Genomic DNA, 20,078 nt, shown 5'->3' with positions numbered 1-20,078 from the left:
AAGAGTCAACGTGCCCAACTCCCGCCGCCCGCAAGAGGACACGCGCCAGGCTCATCCGTAACCGAGCGCGTGCAGCCGGGCGTCGTCGATCCCGAAGTGGTGGGCGATCTCGTGGACCACGGTGATCTCGGTCTCCGCGACGACGTCCTCCCGGTTCTCGCAGATGCGCAGCGTCGGCCCCCGGTAGATGGTGATCCGGTCCGGCAGCACTCCCGCGTACCACTCGCCTCGCTCGGTCAGCGGGGTCCCCTCGTAGAGCCCGAGCAGCTCCGGGTCGTCGGTCGGCGGTTCGTCCTCGACGAACACCGCGACGTTGTCCATCAGCCGCGTCAGCTCCGGCGGGATCCGGTCCAGCGCCTCGGCGACCAGTTCCTCGAACTCCTCGCGCGTCATCTCCAGCACAGGCCCATTGTCGGGTACGACACGGCCGTACGAGAGCCCGCGCGACCCGCCCGTACGACGACCCGGACGTCCCCGCATAGCCACCCCCGCGCCCGGGCATACGGCCCCAATGGCCCGCGTCCCCGCCGCAGTCCTGAACGTCCTGACCCGCAACCGCAAGCCGTCCCGTCCCCGCCCGCCCGCGCTCGAACTGGCCGCCGGGCCCAGCCCGTGGGCCCGCGCCCTCGGCCTGGTCGCGGTCGTGCTGCTCGGCGGGTGGCTGGGCCTGCTGGTCGTCGGCCAGGTGAGGGTCCCGGTCGGGCCGATGGACACGACGATGACCCTGCGCCCGTCCTTCACCGGCGGCACGAAGATCAACGTCTCCCCGCTGGGCGCGCTGCACCTGGACAGCCACATCGCCCCGGTCCGCCTGGACGTCAACGTCGACCAGCTCGACCCGGTCCGCTCCCAGGCCCTGGTCGACCACCCCGAACGCCTCTCCGGACTCCAGGACGAGGTCACCCGCGACGTCGGCCACGGCACCCTCGACCTGGCCGTCCGCTCCGGCGTCGCCGTGGTCGCCGGCGCCACCGCCCTCGGCCTCGCCGTCTACCGCCGCCCGCGCCGCGCGCTGGCCGCCGGCGGCCTCGCCCTCGCCCTGCTCGCCGCCTCCGGCGCGACGGCGTACGCGACCTGGAACCCGAAGTCGGTCCTGGAGCCGCGCTTCTCCGGCCTGCTCTCCTCCGCGCCCAGCCTGGTCGGCGACGCGCGCAGCATCGTCACCGAATTCGACGTCTACCAGAAGGAGTTGGCGCGCCTGGTGACGAACGTGACGAAGCTCTACGACGCCACGTCCACGCTCCCCGCGTACGCCCCCGACCCGACCACCATCCGCGTCCTGCACGTCTCCGACATCCACCTCAACCCGGCGAGCTGGACGATCATCGCCTCGCTGGTGAAGCAGTACGAGGTGAACGTGATCGTCGACTCCGGCGACACCATGGACCACGGCACGGCGGCGGAGAACGGTTTCCTGGACCCGGTCGAGGACCTCGGCGCCCCGTACGTCTGGGTCCGGGGCAACCACGACTCCCGGGTCACCCAGCGCTATCTGGAACGCCTGGAGAACGTGCACGTCCTGGACGACGGCCGGGCGGAGACCGTCGCGGGGCTGCGCTTCGCGGGCATCGGCGATCCCCAGTTCACCCCCGACCGCACGGCCGCCCGGACCGGCGCCGAGCGGTCCCAGGAGCTGGCGGGCGCCCGGCTGGCCTCCGCCCTGCGCGACGAACGGGCCGCCGGTACGCCGGTGGACGTCGCCGTCGCCCATGAACCGGCGGCCGCCCGGAGGACCGACGGCGAGGTGCCGCTGGTCCTGGCGGGGCATGTCCACCACCAGGAGACGGAGGTCATGAAGTACGGCACCCGGCTGCGTATCGAGGGCTCCACGGGCGGCAGCGGACTGCGCGCGGTGGAGGACCAGGACCCCGACCCGATCGAGGCGTCGATCCTCTACTTCGACCGTGACTCCCGCCGTCTCCAGGCCTGGGACGCGATCAGGCTGGGCGGCCTCGGCCTGACGACGGCGGAGGTCAGCCGCCATCTGGTGGAGGAGAACCAACCGGGCGCGTCCCCGTCGCCGGCCGGCTCCGGCAGCCCCTCTCCGTAAACCGTTTTGGCGATCCCTCCCGCCATCCCATATGCTTCTCACGTCCCCGACGCGCTGAGAAGCGCCCAGGCGGGCCGATAGCCCTCATCGTCTAGCGGCCTAGGACGCCGCCCTTTCAAGGCGGTAGCACGGGTTCGAATCCCGTTGGGGGCACGCAGTACCGTGTGCGACACTTAGCTACGCTGGTTCGCACACACCACGCTTGGTCCTGTGGAGCAGTTTGGAGTGCTCGCCACCCTGTCAAGGTGGAGGCCGCGGGTTCAAATCCCGTCAGGACCGCTGAGGTTTCACGTGAAACCTCGTGGCTGGGTAGCTCAGTTGGTACGAGCGTCCGCCTGAAAAGCGGAAGGTCGCCGGTTCGACCCCGGCCCCAGCCACAAAGAGAAGGGCCCGATCGTCTGATCGGGCCCTTCTTCCGTTGCCGTCCCGTGTCGGCGGAGCAAAAGCGTTAGCCAGGAATTTCAGGGGGATGCGATCCTGGACTGCGTATGTCTACGCATCCCGCCCCCGCCCTCGGCGCTCTCGCCCCCCGTCTGACCGAGCTCTCGCTGCGCGACGCGCACCGGCTCGGGCGCAGGCTCGAAGGCGCGCGCAAGATCCGCAAGCCGGAGGCCCGGGCCGCCGTTCTCGCCGAGATCGAGGCGGAGGTCGCCAAGGCCGAGGGGCGGATGGCCGAGCGGCGCACCCGTGTGCCCGGGATCAGCTATCCCGAGCAGCTGCCCGTCAGCCAGAAGAAGGACGAGATCGCGGCCGCCATCCGTGATCACCAGGTGGTGATCGTCGCGGGTGAGACCGGCTCCGGCAAGACCACCCAGATCCCGAAGATCTGCCTCGAGCTGGGCCGGGGCGTACGCGGCATGATCGGGCACACCCAGCCCCGACGGATCGCCGCCCGCACGGTCGCCGAGCGGGTCGCCGACGAGCTGGACACGCCGCTCGGCGAGGCCGTCGGCTGGAAGGTGCGGTTCACGGACCAGGTGAACCCGGACGCCACGTTCATCAAGCTGATGACGGACGGCATCCTGCTCGCCGAGATCCAGACCGACCGCGAGCTGCGCGCCTACGACACGATCATCATCGACGAGGCGCACGAGCGGTCCCTCAACATCGACTTCCTGCTCGGGTATCTGGCCCAGCTGCTGCCGAAGCGGCCCGACCTCAAGGTCGTCATCACCTCGGCGACCATCGACCCCGAGCGCTTCTCCCGGCACTTCGGCGACGCGCCGATCATCGAGGTCAGCGGCCGGACGTACCCGGTGGAGGTGCGGTACCGCCCGCTCCTCGAAGAGGACTCCGAGGACACCGACCGGGACCAGATCACCGCGATCACGGACGCGGTGGAGGAACTGATGGCCGAGGGGAAGGGCGACATCCTCGTCTTCCTCTCCGGCGAGCGCGAGATCCGGGACACCGCGGACGCGCTCAACAAGAAGCAGTACAGGTTCACCGAGGTGCTGCCCCTCTACGCCCGGCTGACCCACGCCGAGCAGCACCGGGTGTTCCAGCCGCACACCGGGCGCCGGATCGTGCTCGCCACGAACGTGGCCGAGACCTCCCTGACCGTCCCGGGCATCAAGTACGTCATCGACCCCGGCTTCGCCCGGATCTCCCGCTACAGCCACCGCACCAAGGTCCAGCGGCTGCCCATCGAGGCGATCTCGCAGGCCAGCGCCAACCAGCGCAAGGGCCGCTGCGGCCGTACGTCCGACGGCATCTGCATCCGGCTGTACAGCGAGGACGACTTCCTCGCCCGGCCCGAGTTCACGGACGCGGAGATCCTGCGGACCAACCTCGCCTCCGTCATCCTCCAGATGACCGCGGCCGGCCTCGGCGACATCGAGAAGTTCCCCTTCATCGACCCGCCGGACCACCGCAACATCCGCGACGGCGTGCAGCTGCTCCAGGAACTGGGCGCGCTCGACCCGCAGCAGAAGGACCCCCGCAAGCGGCTCACCGACACCGGCCGCAAGCTGGCCCAGCTGCCGGTCGACCCCCGGCTGGCCCGCATGGTCCTGGAAGCCGACCGCAACGGCTGTGGCCGCGAGGTCATGGTCATAGCCGCCGCGCTCTCCATCCAGGACCCGCGCGAGCGCCCGGCCGACAAGCAGACCCAGGCCGACCAGCAGCACGCCCGCTTCAAGGACGAGACCAGCGACTTCCTCGCCTACCTCAACCTGTGGCGGTACGTCCGCGAGCAGCAGAAGGAGCGCGGCTCGTCGTCCTTCCGCCGGATGTGCAAGCAGGAGTACCTGAACTTCCTGCGCATCCGCGAATGGCAGGACATCTACACCCAGCTGCGCACGGTCGCCAAGCAGATGGGCATCCACCTCAACGAGGACGACGCCCCCGGCGACCGCGTCCACGTCTCCCTCCTCGCCGGCCTCCTGTCGCACATCGGCATGAAGGACGTGAAGGACGGCAACAAGAACGAGTACCTGGGCGCCCGGAACGCCAAGTTCGCCATCTTCCCGGGCTCCGCGCTGTTCAAGAAGCAGCCGCGCTTCGTGATGTCCGCCGAGCTGGTGGAGACCAGCCGCCTGTGGGCCCGCGTCAACGCGAAGATCGAGCCGGAGTGGGTCGAACCCCTCGCCGAGCACCTGATCAAGCGGACGTACAGCGAACCGCACTGGGAGAAGGACCAGGCGGCCGTGATGGCGTACGAGAAGGTCACGCTGTACGGCGTCCCGATCGTCGCCCAGCGCAAGGTGAACTACGGCCGGATCGACCCGGAGGTCAGCCGCGAGCTGTTCATCCGGAACGCGCTGGTCGAGGGCGACTGGCGCACCCACCACAAGTTCTTCGCCGACAACCGCAGACTCCTCAGCGAGGTCGAGGAGCTCGAGCACCGCGCCCGGCGCCGGGACATCGTCGTCGACGACGAGACGCTGTTCGACTTCTACGAACAGCGGGTCCCCGACCACGTCGTCTCCGGTGCCCACTTCGACTCCTGGTGGAAGCGCAAGCGGCACGAGCAGCCGGACTTCCTGGACTTCGAGCGCGAGATGCTGATCCGGGAGTCGGCGGAGGCGGTCACCAAGGCCGACTACCCCGACACCTGGCGGCAGGGCCCGCTGAAGTTCCGCGTGACGTACCAGTTCGAGCCGGGCGCGGACGCCGACGGTGTCACCGTCCACATCCCGCTCCAGGTGCTCAACCAGGTCACCGGCGAGGGCTTCGACTGGCAGATCCCGGGCCTGCGGGAGGAGTTGGTGACGGAGCTGATCCGTTCGCTCCCGAAACCGATCCGCCGCAACTACGTGCCCGCGCCGAACTACGCGAAGGCGTTCCTGGAGAAGGCGGTACCCCTCCAGGAGCCGCTGACCGTCACCATGGCCCGCGAGCTGAAGCGGATGGTCGGCGTTCCGTTCGAGGCGGACGACTTCGACTGGGCGAAGGTGCCGGACCATCTGCGGATCACCTTCCGCATCGTCGACGAGCGGCGCCGCAAGCTGGCCGAGGACAAGGACCTCGAAGCGCTGAAGCTCAAGCTGAAGCCGAAGGCGCGCCAGGCCCTGTCCCAGGCCGCCGCGGCGACCGCCGTGCGCCAGGGCGGGGAGTCCCTGGAACGCAAGGGCCTCAACGACTGGACGATCGGCGCGCTCACCCGCGTGTTCGAGACCCGCCGGGCCGGGCAGCCCGTCAAGGCGTACCCGGCGCTCGTCGACGACGGCGACACGGTCTCCGTGCGCCTCTTCGACACCGAGGCCGAACAGGCGGAGGCGATGTGGAAGGGCACGCGCCGGCTGATCCTGCGGAACATCCCGGTCAACCCGGCGAAGTTCGCGTCCGAAAAGCTGACGAACGCCCAGAAGCTCGCCCTGTCGGCGAACCCGCACGGCTCCATCCAGGCACTGTTCGACGACTGCGCGATGGCGGCGGCGGACAAGCTGATCGCGGACTTCGGGGGTCCCGCGTGGGACGAGGAGTCGTACCGGAAGCTGTACGACAAGGTCCGCGCGGAGATCGTCGACACGACGGTGCGCACGGTCGCCCAGGTGCAGCAGGTGCTGGCCGCCTGGCAGGCCTGTGAGCGTCGCCTGAAGGGCGTACGCAGCCCGGCGCTGCTGCCGAACCTCCAGGACGTGCGCAAGCAGCTGGACGCGCTGGTGAAGCCGGGCTTCGTGACGGAGACGGGGCTGCGGCGGCTGCCGGACCTGATGCGCTATCTGGTGGCGGCGGACCGCCGCCTGCAGCAGATGCCGACGAACGTCCAGCGGGACACCACCCGCATGGAGAAGGTCCACGAGATGCAGGACGAGTACGCCTGGCTGCTGGAGCAGATGCCGCAGGGCCGCCCGGTGCCGTCCGCGGCCCTCGACATCCGCTGGATGATCGAGGAGCTGCGGGTCAGCTACTTCGCCCACGCGCTGGGCACGGCGTACCCCGTCTCCGACAAGCGGATCGTGAAGGCGATCGACGCGGTGGCACCGTGACCGAGCCGACACACAGGGTGAGTTCGACCAGGCGGCCCGGCTCCTGTACAGTCTCTTCTCGCAGCGCAACGCAGGAATAGCGCAGCGAAACCTGGTCCTGTGGAGCAGTTTGGAGTGCTCGCCACCCTGTCAAGGTGGAGGCCGCGGGTTCAAATCCCGTCAGGACCGCATCAACGAAGAAGGCCCGCCCCCGCGAGGGAGCGGGCCTTCTTCATGCACCACTTCTTCATGCACCACGACCGACACACCTCGCCGCCCTGTCAAGGTGGAGGCCGCGCCCGCGGCGCAGCCGCAATCGGGTACCGCAAATCCCGTCAGGACCGCATCGAAACGAAAGAGGCCCGCCCCCGCGAGGGAGCGGGCCTTCCGCGTTCCCTTTGGCAGCCCTCTGGCAGGCCTCCGGCGTGCACTCCACACTGGCGCGGGCCCTGACGGCCCCTCACGGCGCTTCAAGGGCGTCCGGCATCCCAAATCCGCCTCCGGCTCGTATACGGCCCTCCTGGCGCCGCTGGCGCCCTTGACGGCGTCACATTCGGTCGGTACCCCAGGAGTCAGGGCACTGTTTCCGGCACGGCCCCCGGAGGTGGCGTATGACGGCATCGGCGAGGCACGAGACGCGGGCACTGCTCCGCGCGCACCTGTCGGCCGCGTCGTCGTACCGCCACCTGACCCGGCACTGTCCGATCTGCCACCAGCTCCTGCGGCTGGCGATGCAGGGAGCCGGCCAGGAGGACCGGGGCGAGCGGACCGAGCGGACCGAGCGGGGAGAGCGCGGCGAGCGGATCGAGGACGAGAGCCCCTCGCCCGCGTGACCCTCGGCGGCCCCAACACCCGTACGAACGTGGGGCGCTGGAACGCGTGGCTCCACTAGCGCACATACGCCAAGGGCAACAAGTAGCCTGGCATGTGACGGGAGTCACCGCATGAGTTTTTGAAACTGCGGAACTTACCCCGCCCCTACAACCGATCAATTTAATATGTGCAATTGCACTGTCTCCGAAGGGTGTCTCACAGCCGTTCCGACACCCCTCCCCAGACTCCGACAAGCCCGCTCACAGGCCGGCCCGGCACGCCGGGGCGCGCGCACAAAAAAGATCGCGCTGGACCCGGCGGAGTCCAGCGCGATCGACGACGCACCCTGTGACATCTGAAGAGCTTGGGCGAGGAGCCTGTTGGGGCAGGATCCGCGTCGCTTGGAGCTAGGGTTTCGGGCCGCCCGGCAGGTTGGGGGACCTGCCGTTTTGCCCGGCTATGCAGTTGTTCAGGCCTCGCTGCGCTGCTGCGGGATGCCCGCGAGCAGGGCGCGGACCTCGGCCTCGCGGTAGCGGCGGTGCCCGCCGAGCGTGCGGATGGAAGTGAGCTTGCCGGCCTTCGCCCACCGCGTGACCGTCTTGGGGTCGACACGGAACATGGTGGCGACCTCAGCCGGGGTCAGCAGCGGCTCGGCATCAGGGGTGCGAGCGGTCATGAGCGGCCTCCTCGGGAGAACCGAACCTTCTCGGTTCTTTCCTCTAAATTCTGCACCTTGACCCGCGTTGCCCGAAATGGCGGACGCGAGTCGAGTCGGTTATAGGACGAACGGCTTGTCCTCGGCACTACAACTACACCATCTGTCCAGCCGCGTCGGCCAAACCGATGGAATTGCCCTCCCAGGTGTTCATCAGCGACGGAAGCCGATGGACCATGCCATAGCGGACAGTCACGCCACTGTGACGATCAGTCACAGGGCGATCAGGAGGCACCAGACCCCCCAAAGCGTGCAATGCTGAGATTCCACCCACAGTGGAGCACAGCGGGGCGGACAGAGTCCTCCCCGGACTCCTTGTCCTATTTTGGCACGAGGAGGGGCAAGCGGCGCAAGGGTGGTGTACGTGCGGTCCGTCACCCTTGACACCCGTCGCCACATACGCCCGGATCAGGACCTACGTCCCTTCTTGACGATCCGTGAGGTGTCCCGCGTCACCCACGGTGGCCCGGGGTCCAGCTCGGGGCCCGGTCCGTGATCCGGCCCGGGATTCAGTTCGCCGAACGCAGGTCCCGCACCGAACGCCAGCGCGCCACGAGCCGACCGTACGCCTCGCCCGCGGCGACCCCGTCGCCCTCGCGCAGCGCCTCGATGCCGGCGGCGACGTCCGCCGCCGAGTGGTCGTCCTCCAGGTCGCCCGCCGGCAGGGCGTGCACCAGCCCGCCGTAGTCCAGTTCGACCAGCGAGCGCGGGTGGAACTCCTCCAGCCAGCGCCCCACGTCGAGCAGGCCGTCGATGAGCGGCCCCTCGTCCATGGCCTCCTTCAGGGTGCGCAGGCCGCGTGCCACCCGGCGGCGGGCCTGCACCATGGGCGTGCGGTAGCGCAGCACCGGCGCGGTCTCCTCCGACGCGCCCCCGGCGCCCTTGGCGTACTCCCGCTCCTCGTCGGTGACCAGCACGAACCAGTGCAGCGGCACCTGCCAGGTCGCGGTGCGGATCCAGGGGCGCGCGTCGGGGTTGCGGGCCAGCCAGCGCTCGTAGTCCTGGGTCGCCTGGTGGCGCACGACCGGCGGCAGCACCGCGTCCAGGACCGTCGCGGGCAGCTCCTCGGCGAGATCGCCGAGGGCCTGCCAGCCGCGCAGCCGGGTCCGCCACGGGCAGACCACCACCACTCCGTCGGCCTCCAGCACGAACGCGTCGCCGCTCTCGTGCACCGGCACCGGGACGGGCGGGGTGGGCACCAAGTCGGCCAGGGAGCGCCGGAGTTCGTCCTGGTACGAGGGGCGGTGGGGGCGGCGGGCGTAGCGCTCCCAGTGCCCGCGCTCCGGCTCCGGGAAGGCGGCCAGCGGTTCGTACACGCGCAGGTATGCCGCGTACGGGACGATCACCGAGGACACCTTGGGCACGCCTGCTCCCTCCCCCGCGGGGCGCCGGGGAAAACTGCGGAACCCGCCGACAAAGCCGCGGGAAATCTATGCAAATCGTCGCACGGTGGTACTCCGGGAGGAGGTGATCCTGAACACTGTCCGTTCGGCGGGGCTGCCAGGCTCTACTCTCGTGCTCACAGCCCCCGCCACCCGCACGGGAGCTGATCCCCACCCGCCGTTCTCCACCTCAGGAGTCACCACAGTGACCGACGTAACCGACGGCGTCCTGCACACCCTGTTCCAGTCGGACCAGGGGGGTCATGAGCAAGTCGTGCTGTGCCAGGACCGCGCCAGTGGCCTGAAGGCCGTGATCGCCATCCACTCCACCGCCCTGGGCCCCGCCCTCGGCGGTACCCGCTTCTACCCGTACGCCACCGAGGAAGAGGCCGTCGCCGACGCGCTGAACCTCGCGCGCGGGATGTCGTACAAGAACGCCATGGCCGGGCTGGACCACGGCGGCGGCAAGGCCGTGATCATCGGGGACCCCGAGAAGATCAAGACCGAGGAGCTGCTGCTCGCCTACGGCCGTTTCGTCGCCTCCCTCGGCGGCCGGTACGTCACCGCCTGTGACGTCGGCACGTATGTCGCCGACATGGACGTCGTGGCGCGCGAGTGCCGCTGGACGACCGGGCGGTCCCCCGAGAACGGCGGCGCGGGCGACTCCTCCGTGCTCACCGCCTTCGGTGTCTACCAGGGCATGCGGGCCAGCGCCCAGCACCTGTGGGGCGACCCGTCCCTGCGGGGCAGGCGGGTCGGCATCGCCGGCGTCGGCAAGGTCGGCCACCACCTGGTCGAGCACCTGATCGCGGAGGGTGCCGAGGTCTTCGTGACGGACGTGCGCGAGGACGCCGTGCGCCGGATCACCGAGCGGCACGCCGGCGTGGTCGCGGTCGCGGACACCGACGCGCTGATCCGGACCGAAGGCCTGGACATCTACGCGCCGTGCGCGCTCGGCGGGGCGCTGAACGACGACTCCGTGCCGGTGCTGACCGCGAAGGTGGTGTGCGGAGCGGCCAACAACCAGCTCGCCCACCCGGGTGTCGAGAAGGACCTCGCCGACCGCGGGATCCTGTACGCGCCGGACTACGTGGTGAACGCCGGCGGTGTCATCCAGGTGGCCGACGAGTTGCACGGCTTCGACTTCGACCGGTGCAAGGCGAAGGCGGCGAAGATCTTCGACACCACGCTGGCCATATTCGCACGTGCGAAGGCGGATGGGATTCCACCGGCCGCCGCGGCCGACCGGATCGCCGAGCAGCGGATGCACGACGCCGTCGCGGCACGCGGACGGTGAGGTTCCGGGCGCGGTTCCACGGGGTCGACGCGCGGGTTTGAGCGGTACCTGCCGGTGGGCACTTAGAGAGAACTCTCACTTCCACCGGCGGGTCGTCCGCCGATAAGTGGTTAAAATCGCCACTGACCAGCGAGGACGGGGCGCCTCGAAGGTCCTGGGCGCGGGCACGTCATGCGGGCGACGTACCGTATGGGCGCGGGCTCAGGTACCGTGGAAGCCCTACGGACGGGCTCTCTGAGGAGAGACCGTTCTAGATCATGAACGCGTGTCAACCTGGGGCCGTCGAGCCCCGTCGTTGAGGGGGTCGAGCCATGGGGCGCGGCCGGGCCAAGGCCAAGCAGACGAAGGTCGCCCGCCAGCTGAAGTACAACAGCGGTGGGACGGACCTCGCACGCCTGGCCGAGGAGCTGGGCGCATCGACGTCGAACCAGTCGCCGAACGGTGACCGATTCGAGGACGATGAGCATGACGACGACGACCTGTACTCCCGGTACGCCGACCTCTACGACGAGGACGACGACGAGGAGGACGAGGACGACAACTCCTCGCAGCAGCGTCGCGGCGCTTGACCTTGCACTGAGTATCAACCCGGTCGGTGACCTCGGTCACCGACCGGGTTCTGTGCTACCCGCAGGGCCTCAGCCCGCGTAGTCGCCCACCAGAGCAGCGCCCGTCTCGTGGTCGCCGCGGTCGGTGATCTCGCCCGCGATCCAGGCGTCGACACCGCGGTCGGCCAGCGTCGCCAGGGCCACCTCGGTGGACTCCTCGGGAACGATGGCCATCATGCCCACGCCCATGTTGAGGGTCTTCTCCAGCTCCAGCCGCTCGACCCGACCGGTCTTCCCGACCAGGTCGAAGACCGGGGCCGGGGTCCAGGTGGACCGGTCGACGACCGCGTGCAGCCCGTCCGGGATGACCCGGGCCAGGTTGGCGGCGAGGCCGCCGCCGGTGATGTGGCTGAAGGCGTGCACCTCGGTGGTGCGGATCAGGGCCAGGCAGTCCAGCGAGTAGATCTTCGTCGGCTCGAGCAGCTCCTCACCGAGGGTGCGGCCCAGCTCGTCGATCCGCGCGTCCAGGGACAGGCCGGCCTGGTTCAGCAGCACGTGCCGGACCAGGGAGTACCCGTTCGAGTGAAGACCGGAGGCCGCCATGGCGATCACCGCGTCACCCTTACGGATACGATCCGCGCCCAGCAGCCGGTCGGCCTCCACGACGCCCGTACCGGCGCCGGCGACGTCGAAGTCGTCCTCACCCAGCAGGCCCGGGTGTTCGGCCGTCTCACCGCCCACCAGGGCGCAGCCGGCCAGCACACAGCCTTCCGCGATGCCCTTCACGATGGCCGCCACCCGCTCGGGGTGGACCTTGCCGACGCAGATGTAGTCGGTCATGAACAGCGGCTCGGCACCGCAGACGACGATGTCGTCCATGACCATCGCGACCAGGTCGTGGCCGATCGTGTCGTACACGCCCAGCTGCCGGGCGATGTCGACCTTCGTGCCCACGCCGTCGGTGGCGGAGGCGAGCAGCGGGCGCTCGTAGCGCTTGAGGGCGGAGGCGTCGAAGAGGCCGGCGAAACCGCCGAGGCCGCCGAGGACCTCGGGGCGCTGGGTCTTCTTCACCCACTCCTTCATCAGCTCGACCGCACGGTCGCCCGCTTCGATGTCGACGCCCGCGGCTGCGTAGCTGGCACCAGTTGTCTCAGACATGACTTTGAGAACCTTCGTGTCGTACGTCAGGTAACGCGGACGGCTACGGGCGACGGATGGCGTCGGCGGCGGCCGTGGCGGCGGGACCGGCGGCGAGCTCGGTCTCCAGAAGCTGCTTGCCCAGCAGCTCGGGGTCGGGCAGCTCCATCGGGTACTCGCCGTCGAAGCAGGCGCGGCACAGGTTCGGCTTGGCGATGGTGGTCGCCTCGATCATGCCGTCGATGGAGATGTACGCCAGCGAGTCGGCGCCCAGCGAGGTGCCGATCTCGTCGATCGTCATGCCGTTGGCGATCAGCTCGGCGCGGGTGGCGAAGTCGATGCCGAAGAAGCAGGGCCACTTCACCGGCGGCGAGGAGATCCGGATGTGGACCTCGGCGGCGCCGGCCTCGCGGAGCATGCGGACCAGGGCGCGCTGGGTGTTGCCGCGCACGATCGAGTCGTCGACGACGACCAGGCGCTTGCCCTTGATGACTTCCTTCAGCGGGTTCAGCTTCAGGCGGATGCCGAGCTGGCGGATCGTCTGCGAGGGCTGGATGAAGGTCCGGCCGACGTACGCGTTCTTGACGAGACCCGCGCCGAACGGGATGCCGCTGGCCTCCGCGTAGCCGATGGCCGCGGGAGTGCCGGATTCCGGGGTCGCTATGACCAGGTCGGCCTCGACGGGGGCCTCCTTGGCGAGGCGGCGGCCCATCTCGACCCGGGAGAGGTACACGTTCCGGCCGGCGATGTCGGTGTCCGGGCGGGCCAGGTACACGTACTCGAAGACGCAGCCCTTGGGCTTCGCTTCCGCGAATCGGGAGGTGCGCAGGCCGTTCTCGTCGATGGCGACGAACTCGCCCGGCTCGATCTCCCGGACGAAGCTCGCGCCGCAGATGTCGAGGGCGGCGGTCTCGGAGGCGACCACCCAGCCGCGCTCCAGGCGGCCGAGGACCAGCGGGCGGATGCCCTGCGGGTCACGGCCGGCGTACAGGGTGTGCTCGTCCATGAAGACGAGGGAGAAAGCGCCACGGACCTTCGGCAGGACCGTGTGGGCGGCTTCCTCGATGGTCAGCGGCTTGCCGTCCTCGTCGACCTGGGCCGCGAGCAGCGCGGTGAGCAGGTCGGTGTCGTTGGTGGCCGCGACGCGGGTGGTGCGCCCGTTGTTGTCCTTGGGCAGCGCGGCGACCAGCTCGGCCAGCTCGGCCGTGTTCACCAGGTTGCCGTTGTGACCGAGCGCGATGGAACCGTGCGCGGTGGCGCGGAACGTCGGCTGGGCGTTCTCCCACACGGAGGCGCCGGTGGTCGAGTAGCGGGCGTGTCCGACCGCGATGTGACCCTGGAGCGAACCGAGTGAGGTCTCGTCGAAGACCTGGGAGACCAGGCCCATGTCCTTGAAGACGAGGATCTGGGAGCCGTTGCTGACCGCGATTCCCGCGGATTCCTGACCCCGATGCTGGAGGGCGTAGAGCCCGAAGTACGTGAGCTTGGCGACCTCTTCGCCCGGAGCCCAGACACCGAAGACGCCACACGCGTCCTGGGGGCCTTTCTCACCGGGGAGCAGGTCGTGGTTGAGTCGTCCGTCACCACGTGGCACGCCACCGAGTGTAGGCGAGGTCGACCACTGGTCCGAATTGGGGAATGCCTGATCAGCGCCGCCGCAGTGGATCACTCGGCTGCGACGGCTGTCACGCTCTCGCCGTTTCCGCTGGTCAGAGTGAGGGTGCGGTGGTCGAGGCGGTACTCGACGGTGCCGTCGAAGAGCCGCAGGAGCCGCTTTTCCGTTTTCATGAGTGAGGCGTCGCACATCATTCGGGTCGTGGACGGCGTGCCCAACGTGATATTTCCGTCGCGTACCGTCGCGGTGGCGTTCACCTTGTTGCAGCCGAGCCGTCCGGTGACCTTGCCGTCCTCGTCGAAGGTGAGGTGGGCCTCGGCGTCCTCCGGGAGGGACTGGGCGACGCCCTCGTCGCCGAGTGCCGTGACGTTCCAGCGGGTGCCGAGCAGGGGCGCGTCGGGCACCTTGCTGAGCCGCACGGTGTCGCCTCCGTCCGTGGTGAGGGTCAGCCGGTCCTTGGTCGTGCGCGCCTTCAGCGCGCCGTCGGCGAGCGTGCGGGCCAGGGTCTCCTCGAACTTCATCGGCTTCTCCTCGCAGCCCATCTCGGTCACCGAGGTGTCCTCCAGCCGGATCCGGTCGCCGTCGAAGGAGGCCTTGGCGTTGAAATGGTTGCAGCCGAAGTTGCCCTGCGCCTTGCCGCCGTCGTCGATCGTGACGAACGCGCCGGTGGGGGCGTCGTGCGTGGTTCCGTCGACGGTCACGCCGTCCACGGACCAGTGGACGCCGGTGACCCCGCCGACGGTGTTCCCGGGGCTGCCTGCGCCGTCTGTGGCCTTCTCGGTGCCGCAGGCCGCCGCGAGGGGCAGCAGGGCGAGGACGGCGGCGCTGAGGGTGATGCGGTGCGTCTGCCTGTACATGCCGCTTCGACGGGGCGGGTGGGGTGATCGGTTCCACCCGCGCGTTCACCCGTGGCTACGACAGGGCTACGACAGGCCTACGACAGGATCGGCAGCAGCCCGCCGAGGTCCGCCCGCTCCCCGCTCGCGCTGACCTTCGCCTCCTCCAGCGCCTCGGCCCAGGCCAGGCGCCCGGTCGCCAGCCGGATCCAGGTCAGCGGGTCGGTCTCGACCACGTTGGGCGGGGTGCCGCGGGTGTGCCGGGGGCCTTCCACGCACTGCACGACGGCATAGGGCGGAATCCGCACCTCCGTCGACCCTCCGGGCGCCTTGGCCGCCAGCGCGTCCGCCAGCAGCCGCGTACAGGCGGCGAGGGCCTGGCGGTCGTACGGGATCTCCAGGCCCGGCACGGCGGCGTTCAGGTCGTCGGTGTGGACGACGAGCTCGACCGTGCGGGTGACGAGGTAGTCGTCGAGCGGCATGGCGCCCGTGCGGGCCGCGAGCAGCCGGGTGCCGGGGGCGCCGGCCAGGGCCTCGGTGAGGCGCTGCCCGGTGCGGGCGTAGAGGGCGTCCAGGTCGGGGTTGGCCTCGGCCAGCCGCCGGGTGCCGTCGGCGATGTCGGCGGCCCGGTCGGCCGTCGCGAAGGGCCACTCCAGCAGGGTCAGCTCCGCCTTGGCCGGCTCGTCCCGCTCCAGATTGCGGCTGACCGTCTCCAGGGCCATGGTCACGTGCGCGGCCAGGTCCCTGACGGTCCAGTCGCCGAGCCGGGTCGGCGACGCCAACTGCTCCGCGTCGAGGGTGCGTACGGCCTGCCGTACCTGCTCGAACTGGGCGAGGACCGCGGCGCGGGTCTTGACGGGGTCGTAGCTGCGGGTGCGCTTCTTGGCCGGCATGACGGTGAGCCTAGGCCAAGGCAGGCGAAGGCCCCGCCCGGTTCTCGACCGGCCGGGCGGGGCCTTCGTACGGCCTGCGGTTACGCCAGGAGCGCCGGGATGGTGCTCTCGTGGGCGGTGCGCAGCTCCTCCAGGGAGAGGCTGAACTCGCCCTGGATCTCCACCGTGTCGCCGTCGACGACACCGATGCGGGTGGCCGGGAGGCCCCGGGCGCCGCACATGTCGTTGAAACGGACCTCCTCCGAGCGGGGCACGGCGACGACCGCGCGGCCCGCCGACTCCGAGAAGAGGAAGGTGAAGGCGTCCAGGCCGTCGGGGACGACCAGGCGGGCGCCCTTGCCGCCGAGCAGCGCCGACTCCACGACCGCCTGGATCAGACCGCCGTCGGACAGGTCGTGCGCCGAGTCGATCATGCCGTCGCGGGAGGCCGAGATCAGGATCTCGGCGAGCAGCCGCTCGCGCTCCAGGTCCACCTGCGGGGGCAGGCCGCCGAGGTGGTCGTGGACGACCTGGGACCAGGCCGAGCCGCCGAACTCCTCACGCGTGTCGCCGAGGAGGTACACCAGCTGGCCCTCCTCCTGGAAGGCGACCGGCGTGCGGCGGGCGACGTCGTCGATGACGCCCAGCACGGCGACGACCGGCGTCGGGTGGATGGCCGCCTCGCCCGTCTGGTTGTAGAGCGAGACGTTGCCGCCGGTCACCGGGGTGCCGAGCTGCTGGCAGGCGTCCGCCAGGCCGCGCACGGCCTCCGCGAACTGCCACATGACCGCCGGGTCCTCGGGGGAGCCGAAGTTCAGGCAGTCGGAGACGGCGAGCGGCTTGGCGCCGGTCGTCGCCACGTTGCGGTAGGCCTCGGCGAGGGCCAGCTGCGCGCCCGTGTACGGGTCGAGCTTGGCGTACCGGCCGTTGCCGTCCGTCGCGATGGCGACGCCGAGGCCGGTCTCCTCGTCGATGCGGATCATGCCGGAGTCCTCGGGCTGGGCGAGGACCGTGTTGCCCTGCACGAAGTGGTCGTACTGGGACGTGATCCACTTCTTGGAGGCCTGGTTCGGGGAGGCGACCAACTTCAGGACCTGGTCCTTCAGCTCCTCCGAGGTCTCCGGGCGCGGCAGCTTGTTCGCGTCGTCCGCCTGGAGCTCGTCCTGCCAGGACGGGCGGGCGTACGGGCGCTCGTAGGTCGGGCCCTCGTGGGCGACCGTGCGCGGGTCGACGTCGACGATCTTCTCGCCGTGCCAGAAGATCTCCAGACGGTCGCCGTCGGTCACCTCACCGATGACGGTGGCGATGACGTCCCACTTCTCGCAGATCTCGAGGAAGCGCTCGACCTTCTCCGGCTCGACGACGGCGCACATCCGTTCCTGCGACTCGCTCATCAGGATCTCCTCGGGGGAGAGAGTCGAGTCACGCAGGGGGACGTCGTCCAGGATGACGCGCATGCCGCCGGAGCCGTTGGACGCCAACTCGCTGGTGGCGCAGGAGATTCCCGCGGCGCCCAGGTCCTGGATGCCGACGACGAGCTTCTCCTTGAAGGCCTCCAGGGTGCACTCGATGAGCAGCTTCTCCTGGAAGGGGTCGCCGACCTGCACGGCGGGACGCTTCGAGGGCTTCGCGTCGTCGAAGGTCTCGGAGGCCAGGATCGAGGCGCCGCCGATGCCGTCGCCGCCCGTGCGGGCCCCGTACATGATGACCTTGTTGCCCGCGCCGGACGCCTTCGCGAGGTGGATGTCCTCGTGCCGCATGACGCCGATGGCACCGGCGTTGACCAGCGGGTTGCCCTGGTAGCAGGAGTCGAAGACGACCTCGCCGCCGATGTTCGGCAGGCCGAGGCAGTTGCCGTAGCCGCCGATGCCGGCGACGACCCCCGGCAGCACACGCTTGGTGTCGGGGTGGTCGGCCGCGCCCATGCGCAGCGGGTCGACGACCGCGACCGGGCGGGCGCCCATCGCGATGATGTCGCGGACGATGCCGCCGACGCCGGTGGCCGCGCCCTGGTAGGGCTCGACGTACGACGGGTGGTTGTGCGACTCGACCTTGAAGGTGACCGCGTAGCCCTGGCCGACGTCGACGACACCGGCGTTCTCGCCGATGCCGACGAGCATCGCGTCGGACTGGGGGGCCTTCTCGCCGAACTGGCGGAGGTGGACCTTGGAGGACTTGTACGAGCAGTGCTCGGACCACATGACCGAGTACATGGCGAGCTCGGCACCGGTGGGCCGGCGGCCGAGGATCTCGACCACGCGCTCGTACTCGTCCTTCTTCAGGCCGAGTTCGGCCCAGGGCAGCTCGACGTCGGGGGTCGCGGCCGCGTGCTCGACCGTGTCCAGAGGCGTCCGGCTCATGCGTTGACCAGCTTCTTGAGGATCGAGGTGAAGAACGGGAGGCCGTCGGTGCGGCCGGTGCCGATCAGCGGCTCCACGGCGTGCTCCGGGTGCGGCATCAGGCCGACGACGTTGCCCGCCTCGTTGGTGACGCCGGCGATGTCGCGGAGCGAGCCGTTGGGGTTGAAGTCCACGTAGCGGAACGCGACGCGGCCCTCGGCCTCCAGCTTGTCGAGCGTGTACTCGTCGGCGACGTACCGGCCGTCCATGTTCTTCAGCGGGATGTGGATCTCCTGGCCCGCCGCGTAGTCGGTCGTCCAGGCGGTGTCCGCGTTCTCCACCCGCAGCTTCTGGTCGCGGCAGATGAAGTGCAGGTGGTCGTTGCCGAGCATCGCGCCGGGCAGCAGGTGCGCCTCGGTGAGGATCTGGAAGCCGTTGCAGATACCGAGGACCGGCAGGCCGGCCTTCGCCTGGTCGATGATCGTGTCCATCACCGGCGAGAAGCGGGCGATGGCTCCGGCGCGGAGATAGTCGCCGTACGAGAAACCGCCGCACAGCACCACGGCGTCGACCTGCTTGAGGTCCTTGTCCTTGTGCCAGAGAGCGACGGGCTCGGCACCGGCGAGACGGATCGCCCGCCGGCTGTCCCGGTCGTCGAGAGAGCCCGGGAAAGTGACGACGCCAATACGAGCGGTCACTTCACGGCCTCCGCGACTTCCTCGATCCGGACGGTGAAGTCCTCGATCACGGTGTTGGCGAGGAAGGATTCCGCAAGATCGTGGATGCGGGCGAGCGCGGCCTCGTCGACGGGCCCGTCAACTTCCAGTTCGAATCGCTTTCCCTGACGTACGTCGGAGATGCCGTCGAAACCCAGCCGCGGCAGTGCGCGCTGCACCGCCTGGCCCTGGGGGTCGAGGATCTCCGGCTTGAGCATGACGTCGACTACGACGCGTGCCACTGGCACTCCCGGTGTGTGGTGCTGAGCAGGTTCCTTCAGACTACCCGCACAAAATTTCTACGCGAGTAGAGTTGTAGGAACCTACGGAACGATCGTCACGATCCGGCATCGGAGCCACCCCTTCACGAAAAGTTCAGGGAAAGATCCCGGATCGACCCGGGATAGCTATTGCGCCGGGACACGCGGGGAGATTTAGTCGGGCTTCACATTGCTTTGCCAGGCACTGTACAAATGAATTGGCAATAGCCGACACTCGGCACGTCATCGCAGATGAGCTGCATTGAGGTGCCGCACGAAGGGACCGATATTCGTGGCGCAAAAGGTCGTGGTCACCCTCTTTGACGACATCGACGGCTCGGAAGCGGCGGAAACGATCGCCTTCGGACTCGACGGCAAGTCGTACGAGATCGACCTGAATGAAGCCAATGCCAGGAAACTGCGTAAGGCGCTCGCGCCCTACGTGGAGGCCGGCCGCAAGCGGTCGAAGTCGGGCAAGGCCTACAAGCAGACCGAGGTGGCCCCCGACCCGGCGGCGGTACGCGCCTGGGCCCAGGCCAACAAGATGGACGTGCCCGCGCGCGGCCGCATCCCCAAGAAGGTCTACGAGGCGTTCACCGCCGCGCAGTGAGCCGTTTGCGTGGGCCGTCCGCGCCGTCCGTGCCGTGCGCGCCGGCCCCGCGCGCCCCGCGCGCGGCGGGCCCGCCGACGGCCGCTCAGCCGCCCCTCACGACAACCGACTTGCGCAGCACCCCCGCTGATCAGCTAGAGTCTGGAGCACGCCGAGGGGCGAGGCCGAAAGGCCCGGCTCACGGAGTACATGCGGGTGTAGTTCAGTAGTAGAACATCCCCCTTCCAGGGGGAAGGCGCAGTGTGCAATTCCTGTCACCCGCTCTGCACCGCCGTACGGACCACTCTTGTGGATCAGGTAGGCTGGTGCTCGCGCCGGTCAGTGAGAGCTGATCGGAGGCAATGCGGACGTAGCTCAGTTGGTAGAGCGCAACCTTGCCAAGGTTGAGGTCGCGAGTTCGAGCCTCGTCGTCCGCTCCAGTCACCAAGGCCCCGGTCACCGACCGGGGCCTTCGGCGTATGTCCCACGTATCGCGC

At 69.5% G+C, this 20,078-nt stretch carries 16 protein-coding genes and 6 tRNA genes; 12 read left to right on the top strand and 10 right to left on the bottom strand.

What is annotated here, in order from left to right; translation table 11 throughout:
• Positions 1-51: 51 nt before the first annotated feature.
• Positions 52-402: a metallopeptidase family protein gene (locus ACSU6L_RS19580; RefSeq protein WP_198948660.1), complete on the bottom strand. Its 351-nt coding sequence runs from the start codon at positions 400-402 to the stop codon at positions 52-54.
• Between the two features lie 109 nt (positions 403-511).
• Here ACSU6L_RS19580 and ACSU6L_RS19575 point away from each other — a divergent pair, with 109 nt between their 5' ends.
• The 7 genes from ACSU6L_RS19575 (at position 512) to ACSU6L_RS19545 (ending at position 7,295) form a co-directional block, all read left to right on the top strand.
• Positions 512-2,050 (top strand): metallophosphoesterase family protein, encoded by a 1,539-nt coding sequence (locus ACSU6L_RS19575; RefSeq protein WP_437058501.1) that lies wholly within the window; start codon positions 512-514, stop codon positions 2,048-2,050.
• An 80-nt stretch (positions 2,051-2,130) separates the two neighbouring features.
• Positions 2,131-2,203 (top strand) — tRNA-Glu (locus ACSU6L_RS19570).
• 51 nt (positions 2,204-2,254) lie between these two features.
• Positions 2,255-2,329 (top strand) — tRNA-Asp (locus ACSU6L_RS19565).
• Between the two features lie 24 nt (positions 2,330-2,353).
• A tRNA-Phe gene (locus ACSU6L_RS19560) sits at positions 2,354-2,427 on the top strand.
• A 111-nt stretch (positions 2,428-2,538) separates the two neighbouring features.
• On the top strand, positions 2,539-6,483 hold the full coding sequence (gene hrpA / locus ACSU6L_RS19555; RefSeq protein ID WP_437058499.1) for an ATP-dependent RNA helicase HrpA: 3,945 nt from the start codon (positions 2,539-2,541) through the stop codon (positions 6,481-6,483).
• 93 nt (positions 6,484-6,576) lie between these two features.
• A tRNA-Asp gene (locus tag ACSU6L_RS19550) sits at positions 6,577-6,651 on the top strand.
• A 422-nt stretch (positions 6,652-7,073) separates the two neighbouring features.
• Complete coding sequence (locus ACSU6L_RS19545) at positions 7,074-7,295, top strand: DUF6274 family protein (protein WP_437058497.1); 222 nt, start codon at positions 7,074-7,076, stop codon at positions 7,293-7,295.
• A 449-nt stretch (positions 7,296-7,744) separates the two neighbouring features.
• On the opposite strand, the gene bldC is transcribed toward ACSU6L_RS19545, so the two are convergent.
• Positions 7,745-7,951 (bottom strand): developmental transcriptional regulator BldC, encoded by a 207-nt coding sequence (gene bldC, locus ACSU6L_RS19540; protein WP_003949541.1) that lies wholly within the window; start codon positions 7,949-7,951, stop codon positions 7,745-7,747.
• A 548-nt stretch (positions 7,952-8,499) separates the two neighbouring features.
• A complete protein-coding gene (locus ACSU6L_RS19535) occupies positions 8,500-9,354 on the bottom strand; it encodes a hypothetical protein (RefSeq protein ID WP_437058495.1) in 855 nt (284 codons plus the stop codon).
• 223 nt (positions 9,355-9,577) lie between these two features.
• Between ACSU6L_RS19535 and ACSU6L_RS19530 the strand changes: the two genes are divergently transcribed.
• Both ACSU6L_RS19530 and ACSU6L_RS19525 read left to right on the top strand, forming a co-directional pair.
• Positions 9,578-10,669 (top strand): Leu/Phe/Val dehydrogenase, encoded by a 1,092-nt coding sequence (locus ACSU6L_RS19530; RefSeq protein ID WP_437058493.1) that lies wholly within the window; start codon positions 9,578-9,580, stop codon positions 10,667-10,669.
• A 311-nt stretch (positions 10,670-10,980) separates the two neighbouring features.
• A complete protein-coding gene (locus ACSU6L_RS19525; protein WP_073945154.1) occupies positions 10,981-11,238 on the top strand; it encodes a DUF3073 domain-containing protein in 258 nt (85 codons plus the stop codon).
• A 69-nt stretch (positions 11,239-11,307) separates the two neighbouring features.
• Here the strand turns inward: ACSU6L_RS19525 and purM are convergent, their stop codons facing one another.
• From purM to purS, 7 genes are all read right to left on the bottom strand, one after another.
• The gene (gene purM, locus ACSU6L_RS19520) at positions 11,308-12,375 is read right to left on the bottom strand and encodes a phosphoribosylformylglycinamidine cyclo-ligase (protein ID WP_437058491.1); all 1,068 of its coding nucleotides are present in this window, start codon (positions 12,373-12,375) and stop codon (positions 11,308-11,310) included.
• A gap of 43 nt (positions 12,376-12,418) precedes the next feature.
• A complete protein-coding gene (gene purF, locus ACSU6L_RS19515; protein WP_437058489.1) occupies positions 12,419-13,948 on the bottom strand; it encodes an amidophosphoribosyltransferase in 1,530 nt (509 codons plus the stop codon).
• Between the two features lie 71 nt (positions 13,949-14,019).
• A complete protein-coding gene (locus ACSU6L_RS19510) occupies positions 14,020-14,826 on the bottom strand; it encodes an META domain-containing protein (protein WP_437058487.1) in 807 nt (268 codons plus the stop codon).
• 77 nt (positions 14,827-14,903) lie between these two features.
• Positions 14,904-15,698, bottom strand: a complete 795-nt coding sequence (locus ACSU6L_RS19505; RefSeq protein WP_437058485.1) for a sterol carrier family protein — start codon at positions 15,696-15,698, stop codon at positions 14,904-14,906.
• 80 nt (positions 15,699-15,778) lie between these two features.
• Positions 15,779-18,037: a phosphoribosylformylglycinamidine synthase subunit PurL gene (gene purL / locus ACSU6L_RS19500; protein WP_437058483.1), complete on the bottom strand. Its 2,259-nt coding sequence runs from the start codon at positions 18,035-18,037 to the stop codon at positions 15,779-15,781.
• Positions 18,034-18,714 carry a phosphoribosylformylglycinamidine synthase subunit PurQ gene (gene purQ / locus ACSU6L_RS19495; protein ID WP_437058481.1) on the bottom strand — a complete coding sequence of 227 codons (681 nt, stop codon included), beginning with the start codon at positions 18,712-18,714 and terminating at the stop codon, positions 18,034-18,036. Before purQ ends, purL begins: the two co-directional genes overlap by 4 nt.
• Positions 18,711-18,974 (bottom strand): phosphoribosylformylglycinamidine synthase subunit PurS, encoded by a 264-nt coding sequence (gene purS, locus ACSU6L_RS19490; RefSeq protein ID WP_073945147.1) that lies wholly within the window; start codon positions 18,972-18,974, stop codon positions 18,711-18,713. The genes purQ and purS overlap by 4 nt, the downstream gene beginning before the upstream one ends.
• Positions 18,975-19,284: 310 nt before the next feature.
• Here purS and ACSU6L_RS19485 point away from each other — a divergent pair, with 310 nt between their 5' ends.
• The 3 genes from ACSU6L_RS19485 (at position 19,285) to ACSU6L_RS19475 (ending at position 20,021) form a co-directional block, all read left to right on the top strand.
• A complete protein-coding gene (locus tag ACSU6L_RS19485) occupies positions 19,285-19,602 on the top strand; it encodes a histone-like nucleoid-structuring protein Lsr2 (protein WP_073945146.1) in 318 nt (105 codons plus the stop codon).
• Between the two features lie 191 nt (positions 19,603-19,793).
• Positions 19,794-19,865 (top strand) — tRNA-Gly (locus ACSU6L_RS19480).
• 80 nt (positions 19,866-19,945) lie between these two features.
• Positions 19,946-20,021 (top strand) — tRNA-Gly (locus ACSU6L_RS19475).
• The last annotated feature ends 57 nt before the right edge of the window (positions 20,022-20,078 follow it).

Source organism: Streptomyces sp. enrichment culture (assembly GCF_964272855.1).
Taxonomy (GTDB): Bacteria; Actinomycetota; Actinomycetes; order Streptomycetales; family Streptomycetaceae; genus Streptomyces.
The sequence above is the reverse complement of the archived record's forward strand: the minus strand, read 5'-3'. Positions and strand labels throughout refer to the sequence as shown.